General features: G+C 46.6%; 10 protein-coding genes. 3 read left to right on the top strand and 7 right to left on the bottom strand.

The features are described from left to right. Positions 1–43: 43 nt before the first annotated feature. The 5 genes from MHB37_RS04560 to MHB37_RS04540 all read right to left on the bottom strand — a co-directional run bounded on the left by MHB37_RS04560 (position 44) and on the right by MHB37_RS04540 (position 9,980). Entirely contained in the window at positions 44–685 is a 642-nt protein-coding gene (locus MHB37_RS04560; protein ID WP_076099551.1) for a beta-mannanase, read from the bottom strand. Between the two features lie 24 nt (positions 686–709). Then, positions 710–1,984 (bottom strand): VWA domain-containing protein, encoded by a 1,275-nt coding sequence (locus MHB37_RS04555; RefSeq protein ID WP_076141764.1) that lies wholly within the window; start codon positions 1,982–1,984, stop codon positions 710–712. A gap of 293 nt (positions 1,985–2,277) precedes the next feature. Beyond that, a complete protein-coding gene (locus MHB37_RS04550) occupies positions 2,278–4,680 on the bottom strand; it encodes a transcription initiation factor TFIID (protein WP_081383413.1) in 2,403 nt (800 codons plus the stop codon). A gap of 4 nt (positions 4,681–4,684) precedes the next feature. Next, positions 4,685–8,074, bottom strand: coding sequence for a tubulin-like doman-containing protein (locus MHB37_RS04545; protein ID WP_076129589.1), 3,390 nt, complete (start codon positions 8,072–8,074; stop codon positions 4,685–4,687). An 88-nt stretch (positions 8,075–8,162) separates the two neighbouring features. After that, positions 8,163–9,980, bottom strand: a complete 1,818-nt coding sequence (locus tag MHB37_RS04540; RefSeq protein WP_076305102.1) for a VWA domain-containing protein — start codon at positions 9,978–9,980, stop codon at positions 8,163–8,165. 205 nt (positions 9,981–10,185) lie between these two features. Between MHB37_RS04540 and MHB37_RS04535 the strand changes: the two genes are divergently transcribed. The 3 genes from MHB37_RS04535 (at position 10,186) to MHB37_RS04525 (ending at position 13,177) form a co-directional block, all read left to right on the top strand. After that, positions 10,186–10,338 (top strand): hypothetical protein, encoded by a 153-nt coding sequence (locus MHB37_RS04535; RefSeq protein WP_155986556.1) that lies wholly within the window; start codon positions 10,186–10,188, stop codon positions 10,336–10,338. Continuing rightward, the gene (locus MHB37_RS04530) at positions 10,331–11,257 is read left to right on the top strand and encodes a hypothetical protein (protein ID WP_076305101.1); all 927 of its coding nucleotides are present in this window, start codon (positions 10,331–10,333) and stop codon (positions 11,255–11,257) included. The genes MHB37_RS04535 and MHB37_RS04530 overlap by 8 nt, the downstream gene beginning before the upstream one ends. Before the next feature lie 147 nt (positions 11,258–11,404). Further along, a complete protein-coding gene (locus MHB37_RS04525; protein WP_076305100.1) occupies positions 11,405–13,177 on the top strand; it encodes a hypothetical protein in 1,773 nt (590 codons plus the stop codon). Between the two features lie 609 nt (positions 13,178–13,786). On the opposite strand, the gene MHB37_RS04520 is transcribed toward MHB37_RS04525, so the two are convergent. After that, a complete protein-coding gene (locus tag MHB37_RS04520) occupies positions 13,787–15,187 on the bottom strand; it encodes an ADP-ribosylglycohydrolase family protein (protein ID WP_405168992.1) in 1,401 nt (466 codons plus the stop codon). 515 nt (positions 15,188–15,702) lie between these two features. Beyond that, on the bottom strand, positions 15,703–16,257 hold the full coding sequence (locus tag MHB37_RS04515; protein ID WP_339171589.1) for a pyridoxamine 5'-phosphate oxidase family protein: 555 nt from the start codon (positions 16,255–16,257) through the stop codon (positions 15,703–15,705). Positions 16,258–16,442 lie beyond the last annotated feature (185 nt).

The raw sequence follows: 16,442 nt of genomic DNA, 5'->3' as shown, positions 1-16,442 counted from the left end.
GAACGCCACTGCTCATCACCCGCTTGTACGTGTAGACCGAGTCTCACTCCGGTACCAATTCGTAATAAAGCCCATATTTCTTGCCATCGGTGAAAAAGATGCGTACAAAATCATCCTTACCGATTTCAATCGGCGGAAGTACATTGCGTCCAGGAGCGAAATCCTGGACGAAGGGAAAGAGAATACCATCCTCTTTCCCTGCAGGATGCCCTCCACGTTTCTTGACATAACAGAGGACATCCCGTGCCACGGGCACTTCTGCCGTAATCGCCATATGTACGGTCTTTTGTTTTCCGAATAAGGCCTTTTTTTGTTGAATGGAATAATAGATCCGGGCTTTGCCTGCACTGACCATCACCCGGTTCACACCATCATTTTGCCTCACCAGGGCAGTCTCACCGTTCTCAGCAAGACGAGCAAATATCGTATAGGATATCAATCCGATCTCATCCAATCGATCACGATAACCATTGTTAGATTTGTATTCCTCACGAGTGTAGAGCTTCATCCCGATCGGCGGATCATCTCCGGTTCCCATGTCAGCCGCTTCTGCGGAGGTTTTGTGGATGTACACCGCCTGCACGCCGTCCGGCCAGCGCCATCTCAGCGTACAGAATCGGTCATCCACTTGGGATGTCACATCCGTTATTCCCGGAGCGGAAGCATTAACCTCGGCGTACCTCATTACTGTAAACCCCTTTCCGCTACACTAGAATCCTTTGCTGTTCCGGCTTCTGCGCCGACCCGGAAAGTTATCCGATGCTGGTGCAGGCGCTGCGTTATTGTTTCTTCTATTTCGATAAATACGTCCTTCTCCTACCGGAATGACGCCTGTAAATAATGCAATAATAGCAGCTAATATAAGAACAGCCAGAAGACGAATAAGACTATCTGTAAAGGAGTCACCGCTAAGTCCAAATTCCAGAATCAGTCCTGCGATCAAGCCTGATATTACGCCGCCAATCCCAAAGCTTTTAGCCAAATGACGGTTATCAAACATAATTCCCAGACCTAATCCAATTGCAGCCCCCATCAACATCAATGACAAAATACGAACCGCAGCATAATAAGGACTGTCTGCCGTTGAATCACTGCGCTCAGTTAGCAGCGTCCGATCTCCCAGACGGTCATAGATCTGCTGGAACACATCGCCCAGTAGGGCTGAATCCTTGACATCATAATAGTGTCCGCCTGTCACTCTCGCAATATCCTGCAACAGCTGAGTGCCTGCTGGATCATTCAAGCCCAGACCAATGGTATTCACGGCAATGCCGCGCTCTACATAAGCCTGCAACTCTCTTGTGGTATCGAAATTACTCACTCCGTCAGACAACAAGATGACCATGGCTCCTTGGTCTTTTTTGCCGTCACTGTCAATCTCCTTGAGTGCCTCCGAGACCGCACCGCTAATATTCGTACCGCCTTCGGTTGGCTGCAGATTATCGATTGCAGTCAGCACCTTCTCACGATTCTCCGAATTTGAAAGTGGCGTTAAAGGTTGGACAACTACAGCTTCGTTGTTAAAGGTCACCACGGCTACCTTATTGTCAGTGTCCATTTTTGTAATTAACGCTTTTGCTGCGGAATACCGGCTATTATCGGGATCACTCTGTGTCATACTGCCTGAGTCATCGATAGCCATTACTACATTCTTAACTGGTCTGGCTCCGCCAAAATTCAGCTCATAAACAAACTCCGTTAAGGCTCCAACACCAAGTGCAAGAACAATCATCAGAGGCAGCAGCTTCCACGATAACCCCAGATAGCGCTGCTTCCATGAAGCTCCGTTCAGTCGTGGCGAGATCATCTCTGCAAGCAGGCAGCCTACACCGACTCCCAGCGCCACAATGGCAAAATAAATACCCACAAGCAGGATGGAAGGCAGATCGTTATACCAGCTTAGCAGCCATTCGCCAAAAAGAAAGGCGACCCCGCCGCCGATCAGACTGAAGAAGAGCAGCAGCAGATTGATTTTTCTCTGCATCGTTATACTTCCTTTCCGGGTAAAATCTGAATTGTACTCTTATCCTTTAAACATTCCGGGGGTTATGCTGCCTGATAAACGGGCTACCCGGATGTGTTATCATCCCCCAGATTGCACTTTGTGCAATAGAATGGAATAGGAGAAACATCTATTTCTATTCTATTGCATAGTGTGCAGTGGAAATAAGGAGAAATGTCCCTATCCCGGAAATCTAATTAAGCGTTATATCCGATGACTCTATTGCACCAAGGCAATAAAGGGACTCAAAGTGAGGGTACCTATCTATTACGCCATCAGCGCATCTCAGGAAGCTGATCTTCACTCAGCCCATGGAGCTGATAGCCATTCTGAGCATAAGTCTCATAATAGACCTTACCGTTGCGATAATAAAGCAGGTCTTCTAAATGAAAGCCGCCCATCAGGTTTAGCTTCTCCACTCCGCTCCTCCGCTGCTCATGCACGAATCCTAACCGGTAAATCCGGGTTGTCTCATCCACTCCAAAGGCGTAGCGTAGAAACTCTGATGAACTGTCTCCGAAGAAATATTTCTCCTCATGACGATGCTCTTGCGTATATTCGAATAACCGAACATTAATGGCCGCGCCCTCTTCTAAATTATGATACAAGCGCTTGAACAGCTCTTCCCTCGATAGAACCTGACGATTCTCATAGGCTGCCGCAACATTTGCACGCCGCAGAAGCTCTTCCTCAAAAGATAAATTGAAAGGTTCTGCTGTCAGCAGCTCCCGGCGGCAAATATCAATCAAACGCTCAATCACAGCTTCTTTCCCTTGTTCTAAGAGCTTGGAGATACTGCCCATGTACTTCTCACTGAAGAATATTCCAGGTCCACGCCGGGTTTCGATATCCTTCATCACTTCTTCTGTGACTACGCGGTAGTATTCCATTACGTTCTGGCCCGTTGTTTCGTTTGTTCGCCCAATGCTGTCCATAACAGTAATACGCAATTCTTCCTCCAAAGTCTCCATAGCTTTCACACGGGCCATACTTTCCATATGAAGCTGCTCAAGTGCAGATTCCAAACGACTGCATAGGGCAAGCTCACTTTCTAGGCCCAATAGTTCATATTTTTTGCCATATACGGCTGAGAATAAATAATGAATGAAGTTACGTACTGTTCTTTTATCAAAAAGCGGCACACGCTGGAACGGCTGGCGCTCCACGCTTTCTGCGTAAAGGTCCTCAAGCTCCTCCTGCATGGAGAGAATCGCGGAACGCAGGCCTGCCATATGCTGACGTAAAAGATGGAGCACACTTCCGGCTTCATCACGATCTGCCGTCCACTCCGCAAGCTGATAAAAGCTTACCGCTGGCGTAGATGTTTCCTGTGCCGCCAGCATAGTGCGCCATTGGCGTAATGGATTCATTCCCTCTACTCTCCGGTTTGACTCTGCCACAAAGTTATTGCGGAAATAAGCTTCGCCCCCGTCACCGAACAACTGCCGTTCAGCTTCACGAAGTGACAGCTGCTTCAGTTCATTATAGGTAGGGCGTCCGTGACTCATTAACCCCGTCATTTCATTCAGGCCGTCTTTCTCCGGAAGTAGGTGTACCGCGTGTTCCCGCAAGCTGTCAGGGTCCAGCCCTAACAACGCCTGCCGTTCACGTATAGTCCACGAACTGCCCTCACGCATATCGGAGACAAGCCGCCGGAACGCATGATACAGCACCGCCAAAGCAATTTGAACATTAGGTCTTCTTACCCCGGAAAAGCCAGCAGAGGCGTAGCCTTGTCTTCCAGTGCTGCCCCTGATGCCGCTTTTGAAGGTCATATTGTTATATCCGCCATGACCAGTAGCCTGATCAGAAGCCGGGCGGACCCGATTTTTGAGCAGACTAATATGAGAAATAATCTCGTAGTTGTCATCCATACCGTGTGCAGACATCATACCGCGCTCATTCTTATCGGAGAGCAGATACACAAGGTCAAATAATGCGGAAGGACCATGGGCAACTGGAATCGACAGACCGTCTTCCGTCACAAGTAACGGCGCATTAAACTTATAGTCCGTAGCTTGCATTCTGTCCAATTCACGCAGAAAAGCCAGCCCTACTGAGCTGGAATATCCAAAATTATCCCCTTGCTCCCGCTCATTGATCAGAGCGTAGAGATCTGTCTGTACGGACTTAAAGGACTGGCCGAGTACAGCACGAGCCAGCAGTGTAATTTCCGGCAGCAATACATTAAGCGGATCATCAACCCGCGTAATGATAGAGAGATGGATGACGTCAAAAGATGAATATAGACGTCCATAATCCGCTATACTGTTGCTCAGCCGCCGGATAACTTTATTCATTTCAGCAAGATAACGTGTATCCTCATGAAACTTGCGGTAAAGTTCATGACGCACAGTGCGTGGATCTGACCCTGCCGTTTCCGGCAAGGCCATGGCCAGCACCCGGTCTTTTCCTCCCGCAACAGATCCACTTATACTTCCGTCTATTCCCTCTTTTGCCGCACCTGACACAGCATGTAACGCCATAACACCGCCGGCGTTATCCCATTTTCGTTCGCAGCTATCCAGCACCGGACCGATGGCCGGAGCAACCTTGTCGCCTACGAACAGAAACAGGGCAGGGTAATGGATGCTGCTGCGTCCATCCCCTTTGCTGCGCTGTGCCTCTTCCTGTACCGCATATTGTTCACCATAAGATAATGCCTGTGTTTTGATCATAGGCCTATTTCAACTTTCTGCGGATACTGCCGAGCTTGCTAGTCATGCTCTTGTAGAATCCGTACATCTCATCGCCGCTCTCATACTCTACCCGTTCGTACTCCAAGCTGTCGCGTGCTTCCAGGAATGATACATACAGTCCTTCCAGCTTATAGAGCAGCGGGGTAACGTCTTCAGCGGCAGTCATTTCACCTGCACGACGTGCTGCCTTACGCAGCAGTACGCTGCGGCTCTTCTCATCCAGCTCCCGGAAGTGACGATACACGGCATACTCTACGTAGCTGCGCTCTTTCATCAAATTAGCAAACGGCTCCCAAGCGTCCTCTTCTTCATCACGGTCATAAACATAGAGTGCACCTTTTTTGATAATGCTGTCTGTATACAAAGCTTCAATGAACTGATCCATCCACTTATCTTCGTCCAGATATTGATGAAGCACACCTTCAAGCTCAGCGGCTTTGGCAGTCAGTTCAGCATATTTAGCCAGCTCCACACGAACACGTGAAATCAGCTGCGGTGAACGAATGAGATTCTCCTGCGCCATGTCCTTGTTGATGCTGCCAAAGATATCTTTAAGGCCTTCCCGCTCCAAGCCCTTCTCACGCAGGCTCTTCAGCTCATCAACCGCCTTCTTCACTTCACCGAGATTTGGGCGTGTGGATTGCAGCTGCATATCGAAACCGTTCAAAATGGCGTCCAGATCAAAAGGTTTGGTGAACACAACAGAATATCTGTTACTTGTGTTCTCATCTACACCTTTTTCAATAATGACTCCACTTGCCAGCGCTTTTGCAAAGTCTGCACGCACTCTAGCGTTATAATCACGTACACGAGAATTGACGTAAGTGTCGCCCCATGATTTTTCTGGAATCGGAGAAGGCAGGTACGTCCAGTTGTTCTTATCCGTCATCACGAGATGGCGGCCGATCCCTTCCTTGTCGAGAATGGTCCGCTCATAGTTTTCTTCAAACACCCGCAGCGGCGTGTATACGAAAAGTGGCACACCGTTACGTGTATTAAGCCAGAAAATACGGTTTTTCACTTGGCTTTCCTTGATCGTAAATTGCGATTTGCCAAGCGCATTATTCTGATAATTACGAATCCCTTTTAGGATACCCGGCGCTTTTACAGGCACGGAAACGAAACCCCATGATGGGAAATGTAAGCTGCCTGAGCTATTGCTAAGGTGGAAGGTAGGCACAGCCTCTTCGTCCAATTTACCGGCAATAATCCGCTCAACGAATTTATCCAGCGGCTCTTCATGGCCGAATTTCATCACAAGGAAATCCTCCATCGAACGGGTAATCAGATCCCCAAACTTATCGCTAAGGAATTCCGAAATTGAGCGAACGATATCAATCTCCTGCTCTTTGACCCAACGTCCGGAATGCTTCAGCATTTCACGGGTGAAGTCGCGAATCAGGTCGTCGCCGTCCTTCTGATCCATGATCTTGGAGATGGTCGCCGAAATATCCGGCACGTTCACAATGTTCCAATAATAAGTTTTGTTTCCTTTATAGTCTGCCTGCTCTTCGCCATTGATAAGGATGTCCCCGTTCTTGGCAAAAATCGAGCTAAGCGCACTAAGAATCTCTGTAAACACACCGTAAATCCGGCTGTTCTCATCGTTTAATAGCTCATATAAGTCCTCGTAAAATTGAATCATTTGTTCAGTGCGTTCTACATCGGCGTGCAGCCAATACTCATTGATTTTAGCCTCAATATAGGCATTTTTCTTCTTCTCTTTGGAGACAAAAGCACTGCGGGCATCGCTCAGCTTCTCATCCGCACTGTCCTGCGCCGTCTCAATATCACGTGGCAAACGCAACAAGCTTTCACGTAAAGCCTCAATATAAGACTGAATCAGCTTCAAAATACAGAAGCCCTTCTCGGTATACAGCAGGCGGGAAACGTAGAACGGTCCTTGCTCTGGGTGCAGGAAGATGCGCTCCAGCTCTTCACTGAAACGTCCCACAATTTCGCCAGGCAGCTGCTTTTTCGATTTGATATATTCTTCACGGGCACGAGCCAGGAAGTTCTGCTCCAGCTCTGTATCCATGCTTACCACTTGATTCTTAACAACATTGGCATGGCTCAAGCGTTCGCTGTTCTCGTAGCCTGGCAACGGCTCAGGCACACGGGATTCAAACGTCTTAATCATACTGTCGAGATCAATCCCAAGCTTACGTGCGAATTTCTCTACATCCTCTTGACCTGGCGCCTGCTGGAACATTTTTTCCATTTTATCAAACAAGCGGAAAGCCAGGTAAGTCGTCATTTCCTCAATCGGAAGCACAGCGGACGAGGCACCGATAATGTTGTATTCATAGTTAGCTGGGTAGGTCTTGTTCATCTGCGCAATGTTGGTGCGGATATTGCTGATATAATCATGGATGGCGAATTCTTCACCAGACTGTTTTTCTTCACTCGCCATAAAGTTCGTGATGTTCTCCGCCGTTACGTTCATACAGTAATCGTACGCATTCTCCAGCAGCTTACCCTCGGTATTCGTTGCAGAGATCAAATGACATAGATTAAATGGAGGCAGCGGTGAATTTACCGTCAAAATATTACCGTATTGCTGCTGGAACCGCTCACCACGACTGTCCACATTCATCCAGTAATCCAGCTCTTTTAGCGCTGCATAACCGTTCTTGCGAATATATTCACGCGTGTGCTCGCTTAGACTTTTATTAGACAAATTCACGTCAGGTGTAAAGAGGTACCCCAGTGTGTTCACACGGTCAATACCAGCTGATCCATAGTCACGTTCAATAATACCGCGCACGATATAGGCAATATCCAAGAAAGCCCCACTGCCTGTACCGCCCGACAGACCTGTCAGGAGAAAGACCATCAGCTTTTTGTTAGTGCCTACGGATAACGTCTTGATCTTCTTATCAATCGCGCCTACAACCTGATTAATCTTGGTGAACAAAAGCAGACGACCAGCCTGCCGCACACCAGCAGCACCATTCATACCATCTGTAATACTCAGCTCAGGTGACAGCCAATCCGTAATATAGGAATCGAGGATACTGCGGTTCTGCAACAATCCGCCGATTTCGGCATTCGCCAACAGTACAAATTCATTTTGCGGGTCCAGCCCAATGCCTTTGTATTTTTTTCCACGATCCTGTTCATTCGTCTCAAAAGCTAGAAATTCCACATTATCCGGCTTGTCCCGTTTCTTCTTGGATATCGGATCCTCCGGCAGCTTAAAGCGGCGGTTAATCTGATATTTAAGACGCAGCAGAGCATCAATGCCCGTGCCGCCTAGTCCAATGATCAGGATCGGATTATCAATCGTATCCACCCTGATCTTATCGCTGACAATCCCGCCGCCTAGTGATACATCCAATTGCTGTATATGCTCTCTTACTACTGGTTTCATATGCTTATCCTCCTAAAAGTTTTGCGGAAGCTGTACTTCAGATATCTTGCAGCAAAACTGTTTCTGCGGCATACATTGCCATTGCCTACTATACTAAATATTCCAGATAAATCGTCTTATCTACCGTCTGTAGAGATACTGAAACGCGGTCCCCACTCTTCAGTTCAAGACCACGCGAAGCATCCGCAGCACGTCCGGATCTCTCCACAGTAACACCTTCTCCGCTGCGTAACAGCAATCGGTCATTCTTAGCCGGTGTGAAAATAACAGTTTCGCTCTCCTTCAGTTCAGGCGCCAATTGCAGCAGCTGATGAAGGGTGAACTTGCCCTTGAAGCCTGCAAGCTTCTTATATTGTGGGTAGGTCTTCTCACCCGTATTGCTGTCTTTAACCTCTACTACCAGCTGTCCAACAAAACCACGTGCCGATTTCTTATTCAGCACATACCATGCTGCACCCGCTGCCAGCACTAAAAGAATGCCCCCTATAATGTAATACAGGGTTTTGGATGAGGCTTCCTTCAGGGGTTCTTCGTTGCCAGTCCCTGTAGAAGGTGCTGTTGTTGCTGCTCCGCCTGTCTTCGCGCTGATCTGGACAGGTGCACTTTCCCGATAAAAGCTGCTTTCCTCTGCCCGTACCTTCAACTCGTAGTTATGGCTTTCTTTTACCTCAAAGGTACCCTTGAAGACAGCTCCGGAGTTATCCAGTTCGATTTCTTGCACATCACCTGTATCAATATCTGTAGCAAGCAGTACCGCCTTCATATCTTGATACAAATTACTGAGTGTTACCTGAGTACCGTTGCTGAACAGATGGGAGGTGATGTCGATTTTATCACCCTTTTTATAGGTTGCAGATGGCAGCGCATCGATCTTAAGCTCCAGGTCATAGTTAAAGACTAGATTAATATCAATCTTATCCTTTGGCACACCTTTAACCTGAAGTTTCCAATCTCCTTCCTGCGGTGACAGTAGCTTAATCAAGCTATAAGTAGAAGACTTGGACAGCAGGACATTGTTTGAGGGGATCGCAACTTCTTTACCTGACGGGTCCGTTAATTTCGCTGTCACAGGCTGTGAAGACATAATTGAGATATTGGCTTCCAAAACACTGCCGTTAGGCACGTTGACGGTCACGTCCTGATAATCGCCATTTGCAGTAATCGACTGCACAGGCACTACCTTCAGCTTCAAATGGCTGGCAAAAATCTCACTCAGGATTTGCGGTAGATCGTCTGCTGAGTCCGTCGAAAATGCTTTACCACCCGTCTCGTTGGACAGGTCGGCGAGGCTTTGTTTATTCAGCTTGCCATCTGCATTAAGTCCAATGGTATAGATGGGATAGCCATTTTTTTTGGCAACCTCTATGGCCGCCTTCAGCTCTTTATCTGATTCACTTTGCGTCCGGCCTGTCGCTTTGTTGAAATCGTTATTGCCGTCAGCGAGCATTACAATGATAGGCTCATGGGAAGGGTCACTTCCATTCTGCAGAACCTTTACAGCTTCCTCTACGCCAATAGCGATATCGGTGTAAGCTCCTCGGTCCAAACCATCAATAAAATCCTTCAAATCCTGCTTATCGCTCTCCGAGCTAATTTGCAGCAGGGCCTTTTCCCGTTGCACCTTGTCGGTATAGGCAACAATACCTACTTTATCACCTTGGGTGGATAACATATCTATGAACATTTTCATCGCTTCGTTGGCGATTTTGTTCTTGTCACTAGTCTTCATGGAGTTGCTGACATCAATAAGAAGCACAGCGTCAATGTGAGATTGCGCCGACGTTGCCGCATAGGCCTTAACAGCTGCAAAAGGCGAGGCAGCTAGACAAAGAGCCAGGAGCAATGCCGGAAAGATACGTAGAAAGAGAGTCTTGGTTGTTCTAATACTTTGATATTTACGAAGCATAAATAGGGCTCCTCTTGTGTTATATTAGGCACATATGACAGGTTCAGCACTATCGCTAAAATCTGTAAATAGCATGCCATTATGATATAATTAAACCTTGTAAACTTCAACTTTAGGACCGCCGGACCCAGTGCATTGATGCATAGAAGATTATCATTCTAAAAGCCATCTGGACTGCAGAGCGTCCATGAGAAAGGATTGTTCCATGATTTCATACGTCATTCTTGGGATTACGTTCCTAATTGCCGTAATTCAGATTTCCATTTATGCCGCACATCAGCGCAAACCACTGACACGTGATGATATTAACGATCGACTGCTAGCCGCTTTGAACGGAGGCGATAAAGGCCGTGAATAAGAAAAGACCCGTTACCTTCCGGCCCTTCAAGGCACCGCGTTACGCTTATGACAAGCTGCGCACCTGTCGCCAATGCGGGCGGTATACCGCTCTTGGCGAAGACCGCTGTAGCAAATGTGGCAGAGCCTCACTTATTGCTGTAGAGCAGCACGCAGCATCACTAGCCAGACGGAAGATGCATACCCGCCTACTATTCATCTTACTGCTCACACTAGCCTCTGTCTATTTTGGAAATAGCATCCAACAAATGATATTGTGTGGTGCCGGGGGTCTTGTGCTTGCTGGACTATTGTACTATACGCAGCGAAAAGTAAGGCAGAACGAGAATCTTCGTTCTCTCAATGAGCTGCTTGGTCGTGGGATCGGCATCATCAAGGAAGGGCTGGAGGTCAACCGTCAGGAAGCTGTCTCCGTACTCCGTGAGGATGATGTTCTTGCCTATGAGAAGCTGCGGGAGCTCTCCATCCTGCTTCGCGGCGACCGGATCGCGCGGCAGCGAGTGGCTTTGCTGCATGGATTTTTACTCCGCAAGGATATGGATCTAGAACTGGAGCAGCTTCTTCTAAAAGACTTCGAACCACTGCTAGCCGAATATATCGGCGAGATCGCTAAAGTCCGTCCCGATCTCATTAAGGATCGTACACTACGCTACGTGAAGAACTATGAAGTGGAGATTCGCCAGATGGCTAACGGCTTAACCATCCTTACGAGCGTTGCAGGAGCGGCGGTAAGAATGAAGCGTTATGCCCTGCTCTACTCCAATATGATTGGCCGATACGTGCAAGATCTGTCCAAGGACCGTTTCTTGCGGTTGTCCAAACTCATTGCTGCGAATCCCCATGAACCTTGGAACGGCTTAGACCTCAGGGTAGCTGACATTCGTGAAGCCAAATATCGCTGGGACCCGGAGGTCCAATAGACCTGAAAGCTAAGATGAACCAATATAAAGCAAACATCCTTATTGATGACAACCAACCGTTTCTCAAAGAAATATAAGGATGATGTATACCGTAAAACTTATACTTTCTTAGGCTTTCTTATATTTTGAAAAAAGAGGCTACTCTATATGACGTTCAAACAATTAATAACCCTGCGAAACTTTATGATCATTTTGTGTATATGCATGCTTGTGCTGCTTGGACAGAAGGTTTTTCTCATCGCAGATAAAATACAAATCACCAAAGAAGCCGACCGTCTCTACGCTGCCGGGGATCTGATTAATGCAGAGGATCAGTACCGTCAAGCAGCGGCCAACTATTCCATTGATTACCAGGAAGAAAGAGTCGCAAAACGTCTGGATGAATTAGCTCCAATCACAGACATCCGCAAAGTTCTGAATGATTTGGTAGCCTCTACTAAGGAGGAAGCAGCGACTAAGGATTTTGCCGGATTTATGAAAAGCTATCAAGCTCTGCTCAGTTTAAAAGCTACATATATGAAGCCAGGCGGTCCCTATGAATCCTATTATCGCCAGTTATCGTCGGCCTCAGGCATTTCAGACCAGTTCACCTCTTATTTCCGTCAGTTTAAGGAGCAGTTCCTTGCCGATCTTGCCCAGAACCAGAGCGGAGGGGTGAGTAATGAAGAGAACTTCAAATGGAATCTTTTGCAGATTCCTGATGCTTATTATGGAAGTGCAGCTTCCAAAGAGGATTTACTAGCCTCAAAGTTTAAAAGCCATGACACAGCTATATTAAAATCCTTAGCAGGAGCAGGAAACTTTACCGGCATGCTGGAAAGCACCCTGTCCCTGATGAGTGCTTATAGCCAGCATAATTACGAAGCTCCTTGGGTACTTCAACAAGCAGAAAGCAGTGGGAAGATCATCCTGAACAAAGATCTTGAAGGTGACAATATCACAGCTTTTGCTGGGCATGCTGTAGCTTATCGTAATTTTGCAGGATCGGCAGGCATCACGTCATCCAAGGTGCTGACTTTGATCGATACTAGTAAGGCTAAGCTACTAAAAAATGCCAACCGTCTGACTACTAAAGGTCAATATGCTGAAGCGATACAATTATACGGAGAGCTTGCTCCGCTAGAAGATACTTCGACAAACATTGCCGCTGCTAGGCTGGCCTGGAATATTGCAGAGCCTGTTCGCCTCCTTCCTGGCGGTGAAGAGCAAGACAAATACGACAACGTCATCTCCCGCAAAGGACTATCGGGCACAAAAGTGATCGTTGCCGGGACGGATAATAGTGGCGTGCTCTATTATGCCGCGATGAATAACGACGACAATGTGGTCACATTATCCGGAAACAGCTTGCCACGCTTCGAGAGTCTGCGCAGTCTTACTTTTAATGAACAGTTGGCAACCTCTTCAGGTGTACCTGTAGTTTTAGCCCAATCTGAGGTTGAAGGTGGACGCACCCTTTTCACAGCATATGAGATGAAATCGAATGGTATTTCGCAGTTATTTTCTTTAGCTGGTGATAGTTATGAACTGCAGCCGGATGACTCTATTCTCGTGCCTAATGCGGATCTTGGAGACGGTGTTGACGGGCAAACGGCACTTTACCGTAAAGTAGACGGCAGCTATCAATTCGCGGAGATTGTTCAGGAGTATGCTGTAATCTCAGCTGCGGATCTTACCACTCATCCTTTTGAAAAGGTCTCTTTTCATTGTGAGATCATCGTAGATAACTTCGGCAATAGTCTTGCTTACTCGGATGGGATTTATATTTTGCTCCAAGGAGAAGTGGGTTCCGTTACAGGTAACGCGTTAGTTAGTGGCCAATATCAGAATGGATATGAGCTCGTTGGAACAGACATGGGCGAGCAATATGTGCCTGTGTTTATAGTGGAATCCGTAGGTAGCATGAGCTTTGGGCGGTAGGGATTTGGGATACAGGATACGGGATACGGCATACGGGATAACCTTGTCTTTGTGTCGGCTCGACGATCCTGTAAGCTCCACCACTTATAGCAACTAGCGTTGGACAGCGCTTCGATGGTTAATAGGTACGTAATGCCATGAAGATCACATAGCTCGTTAATCATTCGTAATTATCCTGTAGTCTAAGTCTCGTTAATTTACCTATTGTGGATGTTTTTAACAATCCATTGAACTTTCAAGTAATCTGCTCTAGACGCTTTCACACCATTGGTTACGCATCATCCCTTATGTGATCTACGTTTGATGTAACATCTTCAAGCAAATTTGCCATTGTTAGCAGTACCTGTTGCTAGACAAAAAGACACTAACCGGGGGTTGGTGTCTTTTTTTCCATGTACTAGCAGTCTATGGATAGCTGAAAAAAATCAAAAAGTAACCTGTTACGGGATAATGTCGTATTGCATTAAGCACGGTGACTTTTACTCAGCTACTCAATTGGCACTTTTAATTTCTAAAGCACTTCTATATAGGTCCCACAAACACTCCAAGGAAATAAAATTGTGAACCGTAGTAACAGATATCTTAACCATTTTTTTGATGAAATCAAATTCAAAGGTTTAAATCGGTGTTCTCGTTTACATAGAGCTCGCTGGGTTCAATTCGATGTTGGTGAGTATGCAACAGCTCTGGCAAACGCCCCATCCGCTCAGCCAAACGGGATAGCTTTTGCTCATGAAAATTAGATAATCCCGTATGAATCCGGTCTTGGAAAGGCTCAAGCCATCTTGTTTCCAGGCTGTCAGAACCGAAATAAACCCCGAGCAGAGAGCCTGCTGTTGCTCCAAAGCTATCCGTATCGTTGCCTTGCATCACCTGCTTGCATATCCCGTCACCGACATTGTCTGCAAATCGAAATGTATTAATTAAGGTACCTATTTCCTGATAAACCTGACAGTGACCATAATTTGCATACTTATGGTTAATGCTCTGATAAGCTTCCAGCCAGTTATCTGCATTCGCTACCCTCTGCAGGCAATCCTGAGTAATCTCATAGAATCGGCTCCTTCCAGGTACGAATTGCAGTGCAGTACTTATTATTTTAATAGGATCGCGCAGCACTTGCGCAACTGCAATCGCAGCGGCGATGAACATCGTGGCGTAGATCCCCGTCCGGCGATGTGTAAAACTTGCATCACGCCAAGCTAGCTCAGCGGCAAGAGCGGGTTGACCGGGGCAGGCATAACCGTAAGCATCTGCGCGAATCGCTGCTCCGCATAGTTCTGTATCTTGCACCATGAAGTCGGGCCAAGCCTCTATTTCAGAATGATTGAATAGTTCTCTATCATGCTCCAAATAGCTAATCCCCGATCGAAGCAAGATGGTCCTCTCCGGCCCCCAAGTAGTACTTATCGGAAGATGATTTATCCATAAATCTCTTAAATTTCTTTTCGTAAAACCATCGCCAAATTGTTCTAACGCCATCATTCCCATTAATGTGTAATTGATATCATCATCAGGTGCCACATAACGAATTCGCCCCCGCGTCGTCTCAAACCAAGACCAATGTCGACGATCCAAAGCATGGAGAACTTCATCAGAAATGTAATCATTCAGTGGCCATTCCCCTACAGAAGTTAAAGCTTTACGCAATTCCGACAAGCTGGGGTTTACCTCAATCGGTTTGCCTAGCATTGAACCACAGACTGAAGCGAGGAATCCCGCCTCCACACGCTTGGAGCTATCCTTAAGATTCAAGATGCCGACCTGGCCTAAAGGTCGTGCCGGATCGCATTCCTGCCATATCTCTTGTAAATCGTTTGGTTCATAGTAAGGCCAATTGTCCCTCATTGGAATGGCCACCAAGCTATGAGCGAATTCCAGATAGGCATCATAGCTTGCGGGAAGCTGTTCCAGCTTGGCTAAATAACCCGAGGTTTGATGCCCCTGTGCAAATTTATTGCGTAAAATCCCCTCTAATTGACGTTTAAGAAATGCGAGTGATGGCAGCATGCTGTATCTCCTTTGTCCGTTTATTAATCTACGTAAAATAACTTCTACATGAGAATGTAAACGATGATTGATGGAAAAGCAGCCCATCCCATCGCCTTCATTATAAGTTTAAATAAACGAGCATGCGATGATAGAAATAACAGTAAAAGCAATAAGTTTAATAGACTATTAAATAGGGAAAGACACTCTAAAAAACCCTCCAATGGGATGCCAAATGAATCGTCACCCTTATGTCCTTCATTTTTTTTGATTACGGGATTACAGGTTACAGGATTACGGATTACGGGATTACTTGTTGCGTTCAATTAGCTTATTACTTTGCCTAATGAGATCGAATGTAATGGTTTATAGCATACACTGTATCCACCTAGTGAACATTTATAATGAGTAGTCAAGCAACTATAGCGACTTGGGTGTACATATACGAAGCAGACAACTTTGAACGACTTGGGTAAACAATCCCTACAGATAGTACGCTCCTTCTGCTGACCATGAGAATGGGAACTCCTGTCTGGTCAGTTTTTTTGTCCAAGAGGTGTGGGTAGCCCGTCTATACTCTTTGTGTTTTTCTCTTGTCTATATTCTCTCAGCCCTGCCTCACCCTTTTGGATAGACCAACGCTGCAACGTATCCCGCTCACCCTCATAACTCATGAATGGGACCGAAAATCCGCAGGAAGTCTGTACTTTATGAACATCTATCAAAATGATCTGTCTAGCTCCAGGCAGAGATGTAAACAAAGGGGACAGTGTTTCCCATTCTGCTGATTCAGGCAAAATCACAGCCCCTGTTCCATACAGTCTTAAAATATTAGGCGGCCCCTCAAACGCACAAAACATAACCGTCACTCTTCCATTTTCCAGCAGATGCGCGCTCGTCTCATTACCGCTGCCAGTCATGTCTAGATAAGCCACCTGATTAGGAGACAATATCCGAAAACAATCATGTCCCTTCGGCGAAAGGTTAACATGCCCATCTTCTGAAAGCGGCGCCGACCCTACGAAAAAAAGATGCTGCCGAAGAATAAACTCTTCATGTACAGGTAGTATAGCGGTAAATTGTTTTCCCATTTGGCATTCTCCATTTCTGTATATTTGTGTGTTGGCTAATTGGTCATCTCTACTCAACTCTATCGGATCCGCCGACTCAATGAGTTCCATGAACTACATGAACTACATGAACTACATGAACTACATGAACTACAACAGCTTCACCAATCATCTCAGTTCCATCAACCACATTTGCTTAACTAACT

Source organism: Paenibacillus sp. FSL H3-0286, assembly GCF_045040705.1.
GTDB lineage: Bacteria > Bacillota > Bacilli > Paenibacillales > Paenibacillaceae > Paenibacillus_AQ > Paenibacillus_AQ odorifer.
The sequence above is the reverse complement of the archived record's forward strand: the minus strand, read 5'-3'. Positions and strand labels throughout refer to the sequence as shown.